Here is a 19706-nt window from a genome sequence, read left to right on the forward strand (position 1 = left end):
CGAGGGGGCGTCGCCTTCCTCGGTCCCGCCCGGACACCCACGCTCCTCGCCGACCACCCGCGTCGCCGGCTCTGCTCGTGATCGTCCTGCCCGGTACTTCGCCGGGTCGCCCCCGGCCCGTGTGGCGGGCCGCACCGGCCGACCACTGACTGTGCCCGGTCGGCGCGTGCCTTGCCGCGCGATACCCGGGCAGCCGGCGCCGCAGCCCGGCCTCGTGGCGAGGGCGCGGCCTGCGCGCTCGACTGCCCTCCACCGTGGACGGCCGGCTCGCGGTCGACGCCCGCGCCGACGACACCCGCGCCGTCGGATCCCGCCCCGACGGACCCTGGGCCGGCGTGACCGTGTCCCGCCGGCGGGACACGGCGGGCGTTTCCCGAAGCGTCGGAAACGGTACGGGCGATCCGGCGACCGGCCGACGAAGGTGAGCTGACAGGCCGGCCGAACAGAATCATCGGGACGCCGTACGGCAGCCGATGTCGAGACCCTGACGGAACTGATCGCGGGTCTCACGTACGGCCCGAATCGAGAGGGCCTGATCTTGACAAGTCCGACGCGGCCCGGAGTTCCGTATCCCACGCTGGGCAGCATTCTCGGTGACGAGGAAGTAAGGGCCGTCGCCGATGTGCTGTTGTCGCGCGAGCGGTTGTCGCAGGGCTCCTGGAGGCGCAGGTTCGAGGAAGCGTTCAAGACCTACACGGGTGCCGCGCACGCCCTCACGGTGACCAGTGGAACCGTCGCTCTCCGGCTGGCGATCCAACTCCTGGATCTGCGAGCGGGCGACGAGGTCGTGGTGACGCCGCAGACCTACCAGGCGACGGCGCAGCCGCTTCTCGACTACCCGGCGACGGTGCGCTTCTGCGACATCGATCCGAACTCGCTGAACGTGGACGTGAACAGGCTCGCGGAGTTGGTGAACCACCGCACGAAGGCGGTGATCATCGTTCACTACGGTGGCCTGCCGGCCGACATGGCCGCCATCCGGGAACTGTCAAAGCGCCACGACTTCGTCATCATCGAGGACTGCGCCCACGCACTCGGTGCCGAGTACCTCGGCGAACGGCCGGGCGTGCTCGGAGACATCGGTTGCTTCAGCTTCCACTCGACGAAGAACATCACCACCCTCGGCGAGGGCGGCATGCTGACGCTGGACCGCGACGACTGGGCCGAGCGCATCACCCGGCTGCGCAACAACGAATGCGACGCGGTGTACCGGCCGGCCGTACCGGACCTGCCAAAGGTGCCCCGCGCCATGTTCGACGGGCTGGCCCACAGCAGCGAGTGCGTCGGCGTACGCGCCGCCGGCACCAACGCGACGCTGAGCGAGCCGGCCGCCGCCGTCGGCCTGGTGCAACTCCGGAAGCTGGCCGCGCTCACCGAGGCGAGGCGACGCGTCGCGGCTCAGCTCGACGAGGCTCTCGCGGCCCATCCGGGTGTACGCCTCCAACTGGCTCCCGACGGCGTTCGACACTCGTACCACCTGTACACGATGTTCGTCCGGCCGGAGCAGGGGATCGTGCGGGACCGGGTCGTCGAGCGCCTGGTGCAGCTCGGGGTGGACGTGTGGCTGCGGTACTTCCCGGTGCATCTGCTACCCGAGTGGCGTAACCGGGGCAACGGGCTCGGCGACTGCCCGGTCGCCGAACGGTGCTGGTTCGAGGAGCAGATCAACCTGCCGTGCCACCCGGCCTTCGGCGATGTCGACGTGAAGACGATGGTCGCCGCGCTCGGCGACGCGCTGGACTACGGAACCCGTTCCTAGTGACGGTTGAGGGGAGCAGCTGATGGCGAACGCGGACAGGACCTTCGACGTCGCCGTGATCGGCGGTGGTGCCGTCGGGCTCGCGGCGGCGTGGCAGGCGAGCGCCGCGGGGTTGTCCGTGGTGCTCTTCGAGCGGGGACCGCTCTTCCACGACAACGGAAGCTCCGGCGGTGCCGAACGGCAGTGGCGTGTCCAGTACAGCGAGGAACCGTTGGCCCGCTTGGTGCTCGCGTCCGTTCCGATGTGGGACCGACTGGAACAGGCCATCGACCGTCCGCTCATCCATCGCACCGGCAGCCTGTGGTTCGGCGACATCGACCAGGACAGCAACGAGGGGCAGATCCGGGCGGCGGCGGACGTACTGGAACGACTGTCGCTCCGCTACGAGTGGCTCGGTGCCCGGGACATCGAGAAGCGGTACGGGTTCGCCGACCTGCCGGAGCACTACCAGGGTTTCCACCAGCCCGACGGCGGCGTGATCGACGTGCGGGGCACGCTCTGGGCGCTGTACACGCTGGCGGTGGCCAGCGGGGCCGAGATCCGACCCCAGGTCACCGTCCTGGGCCTGGAGCCCACCGCCGCCGACGTGGAGGTGGCCACCGTCGACGGCAGCGTCCGCGCCCGCGCCGTGGTCGTCGCCGCCGGTGCGGGCACCACACCGTTGCTGGAAGCGCTGGGTCTCCGGCTCGGGATGCGGACCTTCGAGATGCCGTCGGCCTACTTCCGGTTGCGGGACCCGTCGGTCGACTATCCGACGTGGTTCGCCTTCGAACCGACAACCGAGGCCGATGACGCGCTCTACTACGGGTTCGGTCGCAATCCGTGGGGTCGCCGGGACGTGGTCCGGGTCGCGCCCGACTCGGAGGCGCACCCCCTTCCGGACGCCGCGCAGGCCACCGGCGTGCCCCGGGACGACGACCTGCGCGGGCTCTCCGCGTGGGTGGCCCGGCACCTGCCGAACCTCGAGCCGACGCCCCTGCAGGCGTCGACATGCCTGGTCACCCTGCCCGAGGAGCATCATCAGGCGTTCCGTGTGGGCCGGGTCCCGGGCGCCGAACGAGTCGTCTACTGCACCTCGGGCTGGATCTTCAAGTTCGTCCCGATGCTGGGCCAGGTCTGTGTCGACCTGGCGCTGCGTGGCGCGGTGGCCCGTGACGTAGCCGACCTCCTGCCGGGCTCATGACGCTCTCCACGCGAGACCGCGAGCCGGAGCCCGTACCGCCGCTGGCGGGCCCCTGCGCCTCCGCGACCACGGCGTCCCTCGCCGCCGACGGCATCGCCGCGGCGTTCGCCCGGGTCGTCGCGTCCACTCCGGACGCGACGGCGGTGGTCAGCGCCGGCCGCAGGTTCTCCTACCGGGAGATCGACCGCCGGGCCGACGTGCTGGCCGACGGGCTGCCCGATCACGTCGGGGTGGAATCGGTGGTGGGCGTGTGCCTGCGCCCCGGCGTGGACCTGGTCGCGGCCGTCCTGGCCGTGGCCCGGCGTGGCGCCGCCTTCCTGTTGATGGACCCGGCCCACCCCCGGGCGCGCCTGGCCCACCTGGTGCGGGCGGCCGGCGCGCGCTGCGTGTTCGTACCCCGAGGGCTGTCCGACGCGCCCATCGGTGATTCGGTGCCGATCGTCGCCGCTGACGGCCCGTCGGCACCTGACCTGCCGGCACGGTCGCCGCAGCGGGTCCGGCCGGACAACCTCGGGTACGTCGTCTTCACCTCGGGATCGACGGGAGCGCCGAAACCGGTCGGGGTTGGCCAGGGCGCCCTGCTGAACCTCATCCGGTGGACGGCAGGGGAGTACCGGATGCGCCCGGACGATCGGCTGCTACCCACCCACGCGCCCGGGTTCGACGCGTCCGTGCGGGAGCTGCTGCTGCCGCTGCTGACCGGAGCCAGCCTCGTGCTCGGCGACGGCGACGAGCGATTCGAGCCGGCAAGGCTGCTGGACGTCGTCTCGGCCGAGGGCGTCACCCTGCTCGACGTCGTGCCGACCCTGCTGCGTCGGCTGCTGGACGAGCCGCAGGCGGGCACCCGGCTGGCCCCGGTACGCCTGATGACCTGCGGCGGTGAGGAACTGCCGGCGTCCACGGCACGGCGCCTGCGCACGGTGGCACCGTGGATCCGGCTGTACAACCAGTACGGCCCGAGCGAGGCCACCGTGGCGGCCACGTCCTGGTCGTGCGCCGACCAGGGCGACGACGAGAGGTTGCCGATCGGCACCGCGATCGCCGGGGCGCGGGCGTACGTGCTGGACCAGGACCTGCGACCTGTCGCCCAGGGCGTACCGGGCGAACTGGTCCTCGGCGGTCGAGGCGTGGCGCGCGGCTACCTCGGTGCTGCCGACTGGACCGCGGAGCGGTTCCTGCCGGACCCCTTCCACGGCGGGGCCGGGACGCGGATGTACCGCACCGGTGACCTGGTCCGGGCCCGTGACGACGGCAACCTGGTCTTCCTGGGCCGGCTCGACGACCAGGTGTCGGTGGGCGGCCACCGGATCGAGCCCGGCGAGGTGGCCGCGACGCTGCGCCGCTTCCCGGCGGTCACCGACGCCGCCGTGGTGCCCGTCCACGACGGGCCCGGCGCACCGTGCCTGGCCGCCTACGTGGTGCCTGCCGGCGACGGGGTGGACGAGAGCGCACTGCGTGGCTTCCTGGCCGAGCGGTTGCCGCCGTTCATGATGCCCCGTCACCTGTCGACGGTGGACCGGCTACCCGTGACCGACACCGGCAAGATCGACCGTGGCCGTCTGCCCGCCCCGGTCCCGCCGCGGGGCACACGACGCCCCGACACCGATACCGAGCGGGCGATCGCCGAGGTGGTCGGGGCCGTTCTGGAACTGTCCACCGTCGGTGCCGACGACGACGTGTTCGCCCTCGGAGCCGACTCGCTGGACGCCACCCGGATCGCCATGCAGGCCGGCGCCGTGCTCGGCGTGTACCTGGACGTGCACGACGTCTTCACCCACCGCAGCGTGGCCGCACTGGCGGAGGCCGCGGCGAGTGCGCCACCCGCTCGGGATCTGCCGGGCGACGAGGCGGACGTGGCGCCGGACGAACTCTCCCTCGCCCAGCGGCGGCTGTGGTTCCTCGACCAGCTGAACCCCGGCAACGTCGCCTACAACGTCTGCGTGGGCTACCACGTCAGCGGGGAACTGGACGTCACCGCCCTCACCGAGGCGCTGCGCGCGGTCGCCGTGCGGCACGAGTGCCTGCGCGGCACCATCGTCGCTCAGGACGGCAGTCCACGGGTCCGGCTGCTGCCGCCGGAACAGGTCATCGACCGGCTCACGGTCCGGCCCGTCGGCTCGCCGGCGGAGGCCGAGTCGGTCGCCCGCGCCGAGGCGGCCGAACCGTTCGACCTCGCGGCCGGACCGCTGATGCGGGCCACGGTGCTGCGGATCGGCCCGACCGAACACATGCTGCTGGTGGTCGTGCACCACCTGGTCTTCGACGGCTGGTCGCTGGGCCCGTTCGAGCGGCACCTGTCCGCCGCCTACCGTGACGCCCTGGTCGGGCGGCCCCACTTGCCCGCCGCGGGCCGGCAGTACCGGCACTTCGTGGCGTGGCAGCGGCGGCACCTGTCGGAGGAACGCATCAGCGACGTCGTCGGCTACTGGTCCCGCAGCCTGTCGGGGCTCGACCTCGTCCTGGAGATGCCGGGGGACCGCGCCCACCCGCCGATGCCCTCGTACCGGGCCGCAGCCGTTCCGGTGAACCTTCCGGCGTCCGTCGCGGCGGACCTGCGCCGGCTGGCCGACCAACGGCGGGCGACGCTGTTCATGGTGACCTTCGCCGTCTACCAGATGCTCATCGGTCGCTACACCGGGCGCGACGCGTTCGTCGTCGGCTGCCCGTCGGTCGGCCGGAGCGGGGCGGACTTCGAAGAGGTGGTCGGCTTCTTCGTGAATACGCTGCCGATGCGGGCCGACCTGTCCGGCGACCCCTCGTTCGCCGGTCTCGTGGAGCGGGTGCGGGAAACCGCGACGAGTGCCTACGCCCACCAGGACCTGCCGTTCGAGCGCCTGGCCGAGCATCTCGCGCCGGCCCGCGACCTGAACCGGAACCCGGTGGTGCAGATCTGGTTCGACCTGTTCACCGCACCGGACTCGTTGGACCTGCCCGGCGCGACGACTCGCTGGCATCCGCCGGCCACCTTCGCGACCAGGTTCGACCTGGAGTTGCACCTGTCCGAGAGCCCGTCGGGGGCGCTCAGCGGAGAACTGGTCTACGCCACCGACCTGTACGAGCGCGAGACCGTCGAGCAGTACGCGCGACACTTCGAAAGCCTTGCCCGCCTGGTCGCGGCACGCCCGGACGTCCCGCTGTCCGAGGTCGACATGCTGCTCGACGAGGAACGCGACCGGATCCTGCGGCGCTGGACCGACACGGTCGCGCCGTACCGGGCCGACCGTACGGTCCCGACGCTCTTCGAGGAGCAGGTCGCCCGTACGCCCGACGAGGTGGCGCTGGTCTCCGACGGCGTCCGGTTGTCGTTCGCCGAGTTGAACCGCCGCGCGAACCGTCTGGCCCACCACCTGCGCGGGCGCGGCGTCCGGCGCGGCCAGGTCGTCGGGTTGTTCCTGCCGCCGGGACTGGACGCCGTCGTCAGCCTGCTGGCGGTCGTCAAGGCGGGCGCCGGGTACCTGCCCGTCGACGTGGACAGCCCGGGCGAGCGGGTCGCCTTCATGCTCGCCGACGCCGGCGCGAAAGTCGTGCTCACCCTCACCGCCCGGGCACCCGACCTGCCGCTGTCCGACCTCGACGACGTGGTGCGCGTGGACGCCGACTCGGCCGCCATCGCCGGTTGTGCCGCCACCGACCCGACCCGGACCGCCGGCCCGGACGACCTGCTGTACGTCATCTACACCTCCGGCTCCACGGGGCGTCCCAAGGGGGTGGTGATGACCCACCGGCCCCTGCTCAACCTGCTCGACTGGCAGCTACGCCGGGCCGAGGCGGCCGGACCGACGCTGCAGTTCTCCGCCCTGCACTTCGACATCTCGTTCCAGGAGATGTTCTCGAGCTGGCTCTGCGGCCGGCAGGTCGTCCTGCTCGACCGGGACCAACGGCGCGATCCGGAGCAGCTTCTCTCGGTGATGACGGCGAACGGCGTGCGGCGGCTGTTCTGCACCCCGCTGGTGCTGGAACAGATCGCGCAGGCGGCTGCCGGCGGCACCGACCTGCCGCCGCTCGCACAGATCGCCACCGCCGGTGAACAACTGCACCTGACCGCCGAGGTGCGTGACCTGCTGCGCCGCCTGCCCGGCGTCGTCCTCGACAACCAGTACGGGCCGACGGAGGCGCACGTCGTCACCGCCGAGATGCTCTCGGGCGACCCGCAGGACTGGCCGGTGTTCCCACTGGTCGGTAGCGCGATCGCGAACACCCGCATCTACCTGCTCGACGAGCGGATGCGGCCGGTGCCGCCACGGGCCGCGGGTGAGGTGTACGTCGGCGGCACCTGCCTCGCCCGTGGCTACATCGGCCGTCCGGACCTCACTGCGGACCGGTTCGTGCCGGATCCGTTCGACGTCGAACCGGGAGCTCGCCTCTACCGCACCGGTGATCTCGCCCGCTGGACCCTGGACGGCCGGATCGAGTTCCTCGGCCGGACCGACCACCAGGTCAAGGTACGCGGATACCGCATCGAGCCGGGCGAGATCGAGGTGAGCCTCACCGGCCATCCGGATGTCGCGGAGGCCGCGGTGCTGGCGGTGGGCCACGGGGCGAGCCGGAGCCTGGTGGCCTACCTGGTGCCCCGCCGGGACGGCGCGCCCGACCCGGGGGATCTGCGCGGGTTCCTGCTCGCGCGGCTGCCGAGCTACATGATCCCCTCGGCGTTCGTCACCGTGCCGGCGCTGCCGCTGACCGCCGCCGGCAAGCTCGACCGCGTCGGACTGGCCGCGCTCGACGGCCACCGGGGTGACGCCGAGCGGGATTCGGCGATCCTGCAACCACACGAACGGATCATCGCGGACATCTGGGCGAGACATCTGTCCGGGCGGATCGGCCTCGACGAGGACTTCTTCGGTCTGGGCGGTCACTCGTTGATGGCCACCAGCGTGGTCCACGAGATCCGGACCGCCTTCGACATCGCACTGCCGCTACGGGCGATCTTCGAGAACCGGACCGTCCGCGAGTTGGCCGCGACGGTGGCGGCGGCCGTGGTGGCACAGATCGAGGCCATGACAGACGACGACGTCGCCGCCGCCGTTCACGACGCCACGCCGCACGGCGTGGGGAACGTGCCGGCGGGACATGGGAGGGAGCCGGGAGATGCGGGTAATTGACGGTGCGACGGTGCGATCCATGCTGTCGCCTCAGGACCTGGTGCAAGCGATGGGCGAGGCGCTGGCCGATTTCAGCACCGGTCGCGTCCCGCAACACCCACGGGTGACCGTGGAGTCGACGACCAGCCCGGGACGGGTACTCATCATGCCGTCGGCCAGCGCCGACGCGGGGATGGGCCTGAAGGTGCTGTCCATGTTCGACCGCAGCGCCGAACGCGGTCTCCCGCACGTGCAGGGCGTGCTGATCCTCCTGGATCCGACATACGGGGAGCCGCTCGCGGTCATCGACGGAGTCGCGCTGACCGAGATCCGGACGGCCGCGGTGACCGCCCGCGCCACCGCGCTGCTGGCCCGGCCCGACGCGTCGCGTCTGGCCGTCATCGGCGCCGGCGTGCAGGGCCGGGCGCATCTGGTCGCCCTCGCCGGCCTGCGGGACTGGTCACGGATCACCGTGTCCAGCCGGACCGTCGCACGCGCCGAGCAACTCGTCGGGTGGGCACGGCGACAGGGTCTGCCGGCGGAGCTGAGCGAGGATCCGGACGCGGCCGTCAAGGACGCCGACGTGATCTGCACGACGACCTCCTCGGCCGGCCCGGTCGTCGCGGACAGCAGCATCGCCCCCGAGGGCGTGCACATCAACGGCGTGGGGGCGTTCGGGGCGACCTGTCGGGAACTGCCGACCGCCCTGGTGCGCCGCGCCGAGGTCTACGTGGACAGCCGCGATGCGGCCCTGCGTGAGGCCGGCGACGTGCTGGTGCCGATCGCCGAGGGCGCTCTCGACGCCAGCCACATCCAGGCCGAAATCGGCGAGGTGATCGCCGGGCGGCACCCGGGCCGTACCGATCCCCGCGCCACCACCCTGTTCAAGTCGCTCGGTCTGGCCGTGGAGGATCTCGTAGCCGCCCGCCTCGTGTACGAGCGGGCGGTCGAACGCGACGCCGGTGTCGTGGTGGGTGCGAGTTGACCGCCGCGACGCGCGACCCGGCGTCGAACGGCCAGCCCGATGACCGGGACCGGCGGGAGGAGCGGGCGTTCCGGCCTGTCGGCCGGGTCACGGGCGACCGCCCGCAGATGTTCTGCCTCCCGTACGCCGGCGGGTCGGCGAACGGCTACGACAGTTGGCTGCCGCTGCTTTCCCGCGCGCTGGACGTCTGGGCCGCCGAGCTTCCCGGCCGGGGCACCCGGTTCCACCTGCCTGCCGCCCGGGACGTCGGCGAACTCACCGGCCAGCTCGTCGACGAGATCGAGCCCCTGCTGACCGACCAGGTCGTGCTGTTCGGACACAGCATGGGCGCCGTCCTCGCGCTGGAACTGGCCCTCCGCCTACAGGCCCGCGGGGCACCGCTGTCGTGCCTGGTCGTCTCGGGCCAACCCGCCCCGGCGTGGCCGCGCGAGAACCGCCTGCACCTGCTCGACGACGCGCAGCTGACCGTCGCGATGAAGGCGATGGGCGGCACGCCGCCCGAGGTGTTCGACTCCGCCGAACTGCTGGAGCTGATGCTGCCGATCCTGCGCGCGGACCTCCGCATGGTCGAGAACCACCGCTTCACGCCGGGGGCGGTCGTCCGGTGCCCCCTTGTCGCGTACGGCTCGGTCGACGACCCAGACGCGACCGAGCCCGCGATCGCGGGCTGGGCGGACGTCACCGAAGGCACGTTCGAGTCACGCATGTTCCCCGGGGACCACTTCTACTTCCAGCAGCACCCCCAGGCGGTCGCCGTCGATCTCACCCGGCGCCTGCTACGTCACCTGTCCACCCCCGACGGGGCGATCTCGGGAGGATCCCAGTGAGTCAGACCGACCAGGCGTCGACGACCCGGTACCGGGTCGTGGTCAACCACGAGGAGCAGTACTCCATCTGGCCGCAGGAGCGGGAGAACCCGCTCGGCTGGGACGACGCGGGGTTCGCCGGAACCAAGGAGGACTGTCTGGCCCACATCCGCGAGGTCTGGACCGACATCACGCCGCTGAGCGTACGCAACGCGCTGGGCAGCGACGAGACGACCTGAGGACGGACATGGCACTGGTCAGGTACGACCGGCAGATCGACGAGGTGACCGAGAAGTTCCTGGCGGACGCCCGGCGTTCGACGTGGGACCCCAAGGCCACCGCTCGGGCTGCCCTGGAGAAGATCCGCCCCACCGACCCGCTGCTGGAGCTGACCTGGAACCTGGCCAGCGGGAGCGTCTACGCCGAACAACTGGGCCTGGAGGCGGCGAGCGTCATCGTGACCGAGAGCCCGGACGCCACCGCCAAGCTCATCGGTGCCACCGCCGTGGGCGACGAGGGACGACACAGCGCCGTCTTCGCCTACTACGCCGAGAGGATCGGTGGCGCGGTGGCGCCTCCGCCCGAACCCATCGACGCGCTGTCGCGCGGCCTGATGGCCATGGCGCATCCTGCTGACCGGGCGCTGGCGCACATGCTCCTCGAGGGCTTCGCTGCCGACGAGTTCCTGTGGTTCGTCCGCGGTCTGCGCTCGACCGGGCTCGCGGACGTCTACCGGCTCGTACGCCGGGACGAGTCGCGACACGTCGGCCTCGGGATGAACTACCTGACGCGCGGGGTGGGCGCGCGGCTGCTGTGCGCGACGTCCGCGGAGGATCTGTTGCGCAGCGAGGAGTTCGTCGTGCGCTACAGCGATCTCAACTCGATCGAGACCCTGGTCCGCCAGCTCAACGCGGGCGTGCGCCCCGGGCGCGTCGCGAGTTGGATGCGCCGCCGCCACCAGAAGCGAATGTCGATCATTTTCGCCGCCCGCCCGGATGGGCCGGAACTACAGGCGTACCGCCGCAACCATCCGGTGTGGGCCGTCCAGTGACGGCGGAGACCTCGGGAGATTCCATGATCCGTAGTGCAGGGGACCTGTCCACCGACCGCGCCGAACTGCTGCGACGCCGACTCAACGGGATGGCGAGCGCGCCGGACGCCGACGAACAGGGCATCCGGCTGGAGCCGGTGGCGCGGGGCGAGCGGTGGGTGCCGTCGTTCGGGCAGCGGCGGCTGTGGTTCATGGACCAGTTGCAGCCCGGGATCCTCGCCTACAACATGTCGGACATCGCCTACCGGATTCGTGGTCGGTTGGCGGTGGGGGTGTTGGCGCGGGCGTTGGATGTGGTGGTGCAGCGGCATGAGGCGTTGCGGTGTTGTTTTGAGGTGGTGGATGGGGAGCCGTTTGTGCGGTTTGGTGCGGTGGCGGGGTTGCGGGTGGTGGATCTGCGGGGGGTGGGGGATCGGTTTGAGCGGTTGGGGGTGTTGGCGCGGGAGCAGGCGGAGGGTGTTTTTGATTTGGATGGTGGCCCGCTGTACCGGGTGATGTTGGTGCGGTTGGATGATGAGGATCAGGTGTTGTTGGCGACTTTCCATCATAGTGTTTTTGATGGTTGGTCGATTGGGGTTTTTCAGCGGGAGTTGTCGGCGGCGTATTCGGCGTTGTTGGTTGGTGGGCGGCCGGAGTTGCCGGAGTTGGTGGTGCAGTACGGCGATTATGCGGTGTGGCAGCGGGAGCGGATGACGCAGCCGGTGGTGCGGCGGCAGTTGGCGTATTGGCGGGAGCGGTTGGCGGGTGTGCCGGAGGCGGTGCAGTTGCCGGTGGATCGGCCGCGTCCGGCGGTGCCGTCGTATCGGGGTGGGGTGGTCGAGTTTCGGGTGGATGCCCCGGTGGTGGCGGGGTTGCGGGAGTTGGCCGCGGGTGTCGGGGCGACGTTGTTCATGGTGGGGTTGGCGGCGTTTCAGGTGTTGTTGGCGCGTTACAGCGGTGTGCCGGATGTGGTGGTGGGTGTGCCGGCGGCGGGGCGGGTGTCGGCGCGGTTGGAGTCGTTGGTCGGGTTTTTTGTCAATTCGTTGGTGATGCGGTCGGACTTGTCGGACGATCCGAGTTTCGTGGAGTTGTTGGGTCGGGTTCGGGAGACGGTTCTGGACGCGTTTGCCAATCAGGACGTGCCGTTCGATCGGTTGGTGGAGGAGTTGGCGCCGACGCGCGACCTCAGCCGCAACCCCCTCGTACAGACCTGGTTCGACCTCTTCTCGCCCGGTGACAGCCTGCCCTTGGAGGGCCTGCAGGTCGAACCCTTCCGAGTCGACTCCGTGACGACGCGGTTCGATGTGGAGTTGCATTGTGTGGGTGGTGTGGATGGGTGGGATTGTCAGCTGATCTATGCGCGGGATCTGTTTGACGAGGCGAGTATGCGTCGGTTCGCGGGGCACTATCGGCGGTTGTTGGAGTCGGTGGCTGTTGATGCGGGTCAGCGGTGTTCGGGGCTTGCGGTGGTGCCGGATGACGAGTTGGCGCAGGTGTTGGTGCAGTGGAATGCCACGGGTGTGGACCGGGCCGGTGGGCAGACGTTGGTGCGGCGTTTCGCGCAGCAGGTGGCGAGGTCCGCGCAGGCGCCGGCGGTGGTCAGTGGTGGGCAGCGGCTGAGCTACGCCGAGTTGGACGCGCGGGCTGACCGGGTCGCCGGGTTGTTGTCGCGTCGTGGGGTGGGTGTCGAGCAGGTGGTCGGGGTGTGTCTGCCGCGTGGGGTGGACCTGGTGGTGGCGGTGTTGGGGGTGCTGAAGGCGGGGGCGGCGTATCTGCCGTTGGATCCGCAGCAGCCGGCCGAGCGTAGTGCCTACATGCTCGACAACGCCGGCGCCCGGCTGGTGCTGACCGATGCCGCACGGGCTGCGGGGTTGCCCGCCGGCGTGGAGGCGGTCGATGTCGGCGCGCTACCGGAGCCGGAGTCCGGGGCCGACGCCCGGCCGGTGCCGGTGTCGCCGGCCTCACTGGACAACCTGGCCTACGTCATCTACACCTCCGGCTCCACCGGACAACCCAAGGGCGTGGCGATGTCGCACCGGCCGTTGGCGAACCTCATCGACTGGCAGTTGCGGCGCAGCCAGGTCGTCGGACCGGTACTCCAGTTCTCGTCGATCTTCTTCGACATCTCGTTCCAGGAGATGTTCACCGCCTGGCTGGGCGGCAGCTACGTGGTACTCGTGACCGACGAGCAGCGGCGCGACCCGGAACAACTGCTCGACGTGCTCGCGGCCGAACAGGTGCGGCGGCTGCACTGCCCGCCCGCGGTGCTGGCACAGATCGCGCTCGCGGCGCGGCGTACCGGCCGTCGGCTGTCGCTCGGGGAGGTCGTACCCGCAGGCGAACAACTCCAGATCACCGCGGAGATCCGCGAGCTGGCGACCGCCGGGGACGGCGTCGTGATCGACAACCAGTACGGCCCCACCGAGGCCCATGTGATCACCGCCGGCCGGCTGACCGGTGACCCGGCCGGCTGGCCGGAGTTCCCGGGCATCGGCAAGCCGATCGCCAACACCCGGATCTACCTGCTCGACCAGCAACTCCGGCCGGTTCCACCCGGGGCCGTGGGCGAGATCTACGTAACCGGAGACTGTCTGGCCCGGGGGTACGTGGGCCGTGCCGACCTGACCGCCGAACGGTTCGTGCCCGACCCGTTCGCCACGACCGCCGGGCAACGCCTCTACCGCACCGGGGACCTCGCCCGCTGGCGCCACGACGGCAACCTGGAGTTCCTGGGTCGCGCCGACCGCCAGATCAAGATCCGTGGATACCGCGTCGAACCCGGCGAGATCGAAGCCGCCCTGCTCCGTCATCCGGACGTCGCCGAAGCCCTCGTCGTCGCCGACCAGGGCCGCACCGGTGACACCCGGTTGCTCGCGTACGCCGTCCCCGCGGGGCAGGCCCTGCCACCCGGCTCGGCACTGCGCGCCTTCCTGCGTGCCTCGCTGCCGGAGTACATGGTGCCGGCGCAGGTCGTCGCGCTGCCGTCCCTGCCACTCACGGCGACCGGCAAGGTCGACCACACGAGCCTGCCGAATCCGGCCGACGCGCCGGTCGACGAGGCTGCGGACCGGGTCGCACCCCGCACGGCCGAGGAGGCGACGATCGCGACCATCTGGGCGGAGACCCTCGGCGTACCGGCCGTCGGCGTCGACGACGACTTCTTCGAACTCGGTGGCCACTCGCTGCTGGCGACGCAGGTCGTGGCACGGGTCCGGGGCGCGCTGGGGATCGAGCTGCCGTTGCGGGCGATCTTCGAGAACCGGACCGTGGCCACGCTCGCCCTTGCCGTCGCCGATCGACCGACCGGCACCGACGAGGTGCGGCTGGAGCCGGTGGTGCGGGGCGAGCGGTGGGTGCCGTCGTTCGGGCAGCGGCGGTTGTGGTTCATGGACCAGTTGCAGCCCGGGCTGATCGCCTACAACCTTCCGCTGGCGTACCGGATTCGTGGTCGGTTGGCGGTGGGGGTGTTGGCGCGGGCGTTGGATGTGGTGGTGCAGCGGCATGAGGCGTTGCGGTGTTGTTTTGAGGTGGTGGATGGGGAGCCGTTTGTGCGGTTTGGTGCGGTGGCGGGGTTGCGGGTGGTGGATCTGCGGGGGGTGGGGGATCGGTTTGAGCGGTTGGGGGTGTTGGCGCGGGAGCAGGCGGAGGGTGTTTTTGATTTGGATGGTGGCCCGCTGTACCGGGTGATGTTGGTGCGGTTGGATGATGAGGATCAGGTGTTGTTGGCGACTTTCCATCATAGTGTTTTTGATGGTTGGTCGATTGGGGTTTTTCAGCGGGAGTTGTCGGCGGCGTATTCGGCGTTGTTGGTTGGTGGGCGGCCGGAGTTGCCGGAGTTGGTGGTGCAGTACGGCGATTATGCGGTGTGGCAGCGGGAGCGGATGACGCAGCCGGTGGTGCGGCGGCAGTTGGCGTATTGGCGGGAGCGGTTGGCGGGTGTGCCGGAGGCGGTGCAGTTGCCGGTGGATCGGCCGCGTCCGGCGGTGCCGTCGTATCGGGGTGGGGTGGTCGAGTTTCGGGTGGATGCCCCGGTGGTGGCGGGGTTGCGGGAGTTGGCCGCGGGTGTCGGGGCGACGTTGTTCATGGTGGGGTTGGCGGCGTTTCAGGTGTTGTTGGCGCGTTACAGCGGTGTGCCGGATGTGGTGGTGGGTGTGCCGGCGGCGGGGCGGGTGTCGGCGCGGTTGGAGTCGTTGGTCGGGTTTTTTGTCAATTCGTTGGTGATGCGGTCGGACTTGTCGGACGATCCGAGTTTCGTGGAGTTGTTGGGTCGGGTTCGGGAGACGGTTCTGGACGCGTTTGCCAATCAGGACGTGCCGTTCGACCGGTTGGTGGAGGAGTTGGCGCCGACGCGCGACCTCAGCCGCAACCCCCTCGTGCAGGTCTTCTTCCAACTGTTCCAGACCGAGGAGCGACTGGTCCGTCTGGAGCTCGACGGCACGCGGGTCACCGCCGCCCCCGAGGAGTCGGTGACGACGCGGTTCGATGTGGAGTTGCATTGTGTGGGTGGTGTGGATGGGTGGGATTGTCAGCTGATCTATGCGCGGGATCTGTTTGACGAGGCGAGTATGCGTCGGTTCGCGGGGCACTATCGGCGGTTGTTGGAGTCGGTGGCTGTTGATGCGGGTCAGCGGTGTTCGGGGCTTGCGGTGGTGCCGGATGACGAGTTGGCGCAGGTGTTGGTGCAGTGGAATGCCACGGGTGTGGACCGGGCCGGTGGGCAGACGTTGGTGCGGCGTTTCGCGCAGCAGGTGGCGAGGTCCGCGCAGGCGCCGGCGGTGGTCAGTGGTGGGCAGCGGCTGAGCTACGCCGAGTTGGACGCGCGGGCTGACCGGGTCGCCGGGTTGTTGTCGCGTCGTGGGGTGGGCGTGGAGCAGGTGGTCGGGGTGTGTCTGCCGCGTGGGGTGGACCTGGTGGTGGCGGTGTTGGGGGTGCTGAAGGCGGGGGCGGCGTATCTGCCGTTGGATCCGCAGCAGCCGGCCGACCGTAGTGCCTACATGCTCGACAACGCCGGCGCCCGGCTGGTGCTGACCGATGCCGCACGGGCTGTGGGGTTGCCCGCCGGCGTGGAGGCGGTCGATGTCGGCGCGCTACCGGAGCCGGAGTCCGGGGCCGACGCCCGGCCGGTGCCGGTGTCGCCGGCCTCACTGGACAACCTGGCCTACGTCATCTACACCTCCGGCTCCACCGGACAACCCAAGGGCGTGGCGGTCACCGTCGGCTCGTTGCTGAATCTCGTCGACTGGCATGTCGAGCGGTACCGGCTCGACGGCCGCGACGTGGTCAGCCAGGTCGCCAACCCCTCGTTCGACGCCGCGTGCTGGGAGATCTGGACCGCGTTGCTCTCGGGCGCCCGGATGGTGGTCCCGGACCCGGGCGTGGAGACCTCCGCCGAGCTGCTGACCGAGCACTTCCAGCTCGCGCAGACGACCGTGGCGTTCGTTCCCACCCCGATGGCGCAACTGTTGCTGCGCAGAGGGCTCCCGACCACCCGGCTGCGGTACCTGCTCACCGGTGGCGACACGCTGACCCTGCCGGGCCCGGCCCAGCCGGACTCCGGCACGAGGTTCACGATCTGCAACCACTACGGTCCCACCGAGAACACGGTGGTCGCCACCGCCTGTGCCGTGGAGCCGGGGCAGGTGCGACCGCCGATCGGCCGCCCCCTGCCGAACGTGACCGCGTACCTGCTCGACGAGCAGGGCACGCCGGTCGGAGTGGGTATGCCCGGTGAGCTGTACCTCGGCGGCACCGCAGTGGCCCGGGGGTACGTGGGCCGCGCCGACCTGACCGCCGAACGGTTCGTGCCCGACCCGTTCGCCACCGCCGCCGGGCAACGCCTCTACCGCACCGGGGACCTCGCCCGCTGGCGCCACGACGGCAACCTGGAGTTCCTGGGCCGCGCCGACCGCCAGATCAAGATCCGCGGATACCGCGTCGAACCCGGCGAGATCGAAGCCGCCCTGCTCGCCAACAGCCGCCTGCGCGAGGCGGCCGTGCGGGCCGTCGACGGCCCGGGCGGTGACCCGATCCTCGCGGCCTACGTGGTGGCCAGGGGCATGCTGGCACCCTCGGCGGCGGAGATGCGTGCCGACCTCGCCGAGCGGGTCCCCGAGTACATGGTCCCCTCGGTCTTCGTGGTGCTGCCGGAACTGCCGCGTCTGCCTTCCGGGAAGACCGACGTCGGTCGGCTTCCGGTGGCGACGCCCGACAGTGACGGCTTCGTGGCCCCGCGCAACGAGCTCGAAGCGGCGATAGCCGAGGTGTGGGCCCGCATCCTGCACCTGGATCAGGTCGGTGTGACGGACGACTTCTTCGGGCTGGGCGGTCACTCCTTGCTCTCCACCCAGGTCGTTGCCGAACTGCGTCGTACGTTCGGGCTGGATCTGCCGCTTCGGGCGATCTTCGACCACCGCACGGTGGCGGCGATGGCCACCTTCATCGAACGTCACCGAACGGAGAAGCCATGAACACGGCTGCGGACACCGCAGCGGCGCCCTTCCTCGACGTCGTCGGGGTGGGCTTCGGGCCGTCGAACCTGGCGCTCGCCGTCGCCCTACGAAGCCACAACGACGCCGTCGCCATGCGGAGCGGGGCCGGGACGACGCCCCAGGACGGTCGACTGACCTTCGCCTTCGTCGAGAAGCAGCCACGCTTCGGGTGGCACCGCGGCATGCTGATCGACGGAGCGACGTTGCAGGTGTCGTTCCTCAAGGACCTCGCGACGCTGCGGGACCCGGCCAGTCCGTTCACCTTCCTCAAGTACCTGCACGAGAAGGGGCGGCTGCCGAGCTTCATCAACCACAAGGCGCTGTTCCCCTCGCGTGTCGAGTTCAACGACTACCTCACCTGGGCCGCAGCGGCGTTCGAGGACGTCGTCCAGTACGGCACCGAGGTCGTCGAGGTCCGTCCGGTGGTGGTCGACGGGCGCGTCGCCCACCTGGACGTGGTGGCCCAGGCAGGAGGCAGGACCACGGTGTCCCGCACCCGCAACCTGGTCCTCGCCTGTGGCCTGGTCCCCGCGACGCCGCCCGGTGTCACCCTGTCGGACCGCGTCTGGCACAGCTACGAGTTGCTGGATCGCGCCGACCGACTCGACGAGGCCGCGCCGCTGACCATGACCGTGGTCGGTGCCGGACAGAGCGCCGCCGAGGTGACGGAGTACCTGCACCGACGGTTCCGGGCGGCGACGGTGTACTCGGTGTTCTCCCGCTTCGGATACAGCCCGGCCGACGACAGCCCGTTCGTCAACGGCATCTTCGACCCGGCGGCGGTGGACCTGTTCTTCCACTCGCCACCCGCGGTCAAGAAGATGCTGCTGGACTACCACGCGAACACCAACTACTCGGCTGTCGACGCCGACCTCATCGCCGAGCTGTACCGGCGCGTGTACGACGAGAGCGTGCGCGGACCGCGGCGCCTGCACATGGTGAACTCCTCCCGGGTGCAGAACGTCGAGCCCGACCCGGCGGGGCTGCGGGTCACCGTCGAGCACCTGCCGACCGGGCAGGTACGGCGGTTCGGCTCGGACGTCGTCGTCTACGCCACCGGATACCGGCCGGCCGACCCGATCCCGATGCTCGGCGACTTCGTCCAGTACTGCAAATTGGACGACAGGGGTGCCCTGTGTTTCGAGCGCGACTATCGTGTGGTCACGACCGGCGGCGTCGACTGCGCCGTCTATCTGCAGGGCGGCACCGAGGAGACGCACGGGATCTCCTCCTCGCTGCTGTCGAACACCGCGGTCCGGGCCGGTGAGATCACCAGGTCGATCGCAGCCGGATACGGGGACAGGATCCCCGGCGCGCGGACCCTGATGCCGTGACCTGTACCGGGAGGACCGGTTCATGCCGAGGAACGACGTCACCTTCGGTCTTCTGGGCGCCCTGCAGGTGCGGGCCGGCGGGCTGCCCCTCGATGTGCGGGGCACCGTCGTCAACCACCTGCTCGGCGCCCTGCTGATCCACGCGAACGCCTGGGTGAGCCACAGCCGGCTGGCGTCGTTGACCTGGGGCGAGGCCGACGCGAGCCGCAACGCCCTGCACTGCGCGGTGGCGCGGCTGCGCCGGATGCTCGGCGACGCCGGCGGCCGGGACGCCGGTATCGAGCACTCCGGGGCCGGGTACCGCATCATCGTCGAACCGGACCGGCTCGACGCGGCGCGCTTCTCGGCGCTGGCTCGCCTGGCGGACGAGGCTGACAAGCCGGACACCCGGTTCGAGGCGCTGCTGCGCGCGCTGCGGACCTGGCGCGGACCGGTCCTCGCGGAGTCCTCGGAATGGTTGCGGATGGACCCCGCCGTGCTGGCCTTGGAGCGCGACCGGCTGGAGCGCACCTACGAGTTGGGTGACCTGGCGCTGAGGCTGGACCGGGCGAGCCTGGCGCTGCCGCTGGTGGAACAGCTCGCCGCCCACCTGCCGTTCGACGAGCCGCTGCACGCCAGGTTGTTGACGTTGATGGCGGCCGTCGGGCGGCGGGCGGAGGCGCTGCGGGCCTACGGGCGGGTGCGCCGGCGACTCGCCGACGAACTGGGCGTAGATCCGTCCGACGTGCTGCGTGAGGCGCACCTGGCGCTGCTGAACGCGCAGACTCGTACGGCCGCGCCGGCCGCGGGGACGGCGGACGGCCGGTCCGGCCAACGCATCGACCCCCAGGTGCGGGGCCTCGCCGTCGGCCGGCCCTATGCCGACGACGCGCGCTCCGGACGCCGGCCCCGGACCGCCCCCGACCACGCGCGGTCCGAGCCCGACGAGGCGCGGCTGCCGGGGGCCGGAGCACTCGCCCTGCCGTTCGCGGACGCGGGCAGGGCGCTGCCGCTGGACCGGATCGCGGACGCGGTGCTCGGGCGGCGGTGACGGCGGCCCC

The 19706-nt window shown here is 70.9% G+C and carries 10 protein-coding genes; all 10 read left to right on the forward strand.

The annotated features are described in order from the left end of the window. The first annotated feature begins 538 nt into the window (after positions 1-538). From DER29_RS16835 to DER29_RS16880, 10 genes are read left to right on the forward strand one after another with little or no spacing between them, the layout of a single operon-like run. Entirely contained in the window at positions 539-1759 is a 1221-nt protein-coding gene (locus tag DER29_RS16835; RefSeq protein ID WP_121398187.1) for a DegT/DnrJ/EryC1/StrS aminotransferase family protein, read from the forward strand. A gap of 22 nt (positions 1760-1781) precedes the next feature. Beyond that, on the forward strand, positions 1782-2942 hold the full coding sequence (locus tag DER29_RS16840; protein ID WP_121398188.1) for an FAD-dependent oxidoreductase: 1161 nt from the start codon (positions 1782-1784) through the stop codon (positions 2940-2942). Continuing rightward, complete coding sequence (locus DER29_RS16845) at positions 2939-8044, forward strand: non-ribosomal peptide synthetase (protein WP_121398189.1); 5106 nt, start codon at positions 2939-2941, stop codon at positions 8042-8044. The genes DER29_RS16840 and DER29_RS16845 overlap by 4 nt, the downstream gene beginning before the upstream one ends. Before the next feature lie 19 nt (positions 8045-8063). Next, positions 8064-9008, forward strand: coding sequence for an ornithine cyclodeaminase family protein (locus tag DER29_RS16850; protein WP_158619043.1), 945 nt, complete (start codon positions 8064-8066; stop codon positions 9006-9008). Beyond that, on the forward strand, positions 9005-9835 hold the full coding sequence (locus tag DER29_RS16855) for a thioesterase II family protein (RefSeq protein ID WP_121398191.1): 831 nt from the start codon (positions 9005-9007) through the stop codon (positions 9833-9835). Before DER29_RS16850 ends, DER29_RS16855 begins: the two co-directional genes overlap by 4 nt. Continuing rightward, positions 9832-10053, forward strand: a complete 222-nt coding sequence (locus DER29_RS16860) for an MbtH family protein (RefSeq protein WP_121398192.1) — start codon at positions 9832-9834, stop codon at positions 10051-10053. The genes DER29_RS16855 and DER29_RS16860 overlap by 4 nt, the downstream gene beginning before the upstream one ends. Before the next feature lie 8 nt (positions 10054-10061). Next, the gene (locus tag DER29_RS16865; protein ID WP_121398193.1) at positions 10062-10865 is read left to right on the forward strand and encodes a ferritin-like domain-containing protein; all 804 of its coding nucleotides are present in this window, start codon (positions 10062-10064) and stop codon (positions 10863-10865) included. Between the two features lie 23 nt (positions 10866-10888). After that, positions 10889-17311 (forward strand): non-ribosomal peptide synthetase, encoded by a 6423-nt coding sequence (locus tag DER29_RS16870; protein WP_148710076.1) that lies wholly within the window; start codon positions 10889-10891, stop codon positions 17309-17311. Continuing rightward, positions 17308-18666, forward strand: a complete 1359-nt coding sequence (locus DER29_RS16875; RefSeq protein ID WP_121398195.1) for a lysine N(6)-hydroxylase/L-ornithine N(5)-oxygenase family protein — start codon at positions 17308-17310, stop codon at positions 18664-18666. Before DER29_RS16870 ends, DER29_RS16875 begins: the two co-directional genes overlap by 4 nt. Positions 18667-18688: 22 nt before the next feature. Further along, positions 18689-19696 (forward strand): BTAD domain-containing putative transcriptional regulator, encoded by a 1008-nt coding sequence (locus tag DER29_RS16880; RefSeq protein WP_121398196.1) that lies wholly within the window; start codon positions 18689-18691, stop codon positions 19694-19696. The last annotated feature ends 10 nt before the right edge of the window (positions 19697-19706 follow it).

The organism is Micromonospora sp. M71_S20, assembly GCF_003664255.1.
Lineage (GTDB): Bacteria > Actinomycetota > Actinomycetes > Mycobacteriales > Micromonosporaceae > Micromonospora.

Coding starts and splice junctions, on each gene's coding strand:
- DER29_RS16845 (WP_121398189.1), top strand. CDS start 2,939: ATGACGCTCTCCACGCGAGACCGCGAGCCGGAGCCCGTACCGCCGCTG.
- DER29_RS16865 (WP_121398193.1), top strand. CDS start 10,062: ATGGCACTGGTCAGGTACGACCGGCAGATCGACGAGGTGACCGAGAAG.
- DER29_RS16870 (WP_148710076.1), top strand. CDS start 10,889: ATGATCCGTAGTGCAGGGGACCTGTCCACCGACCGCGCCGAACTGCTG.
- DER29_RS16875 (WP_121398195.1), top strand. CDS start 17,308: ATGAACACGGCTGCGGACACCGCAGCGGCGCCCTTCCTCGACGTCGTC.
- DER29_RS16850 (WP_158619043.1), top strand. CDS start 8,064: ATGCTGTCGCCTCAGGACCTGGTGCAAGCGATGGGCGAGGCGCTGGCC.
- DER29_RS16840 (WP_121398188.1), top strand. CDS start 1,782: ATGGCGAACGCGGACAGGACCTTCGACGTCGCCGTGATCGGCGGTGGT.
- DER29_RS16880 (WP_121398196.1), top strand. CDS start 18,689: ATGCCGAGGAACGACGTCACCTTCGGTCTTCTGGGCGCCCTGCAGGTG.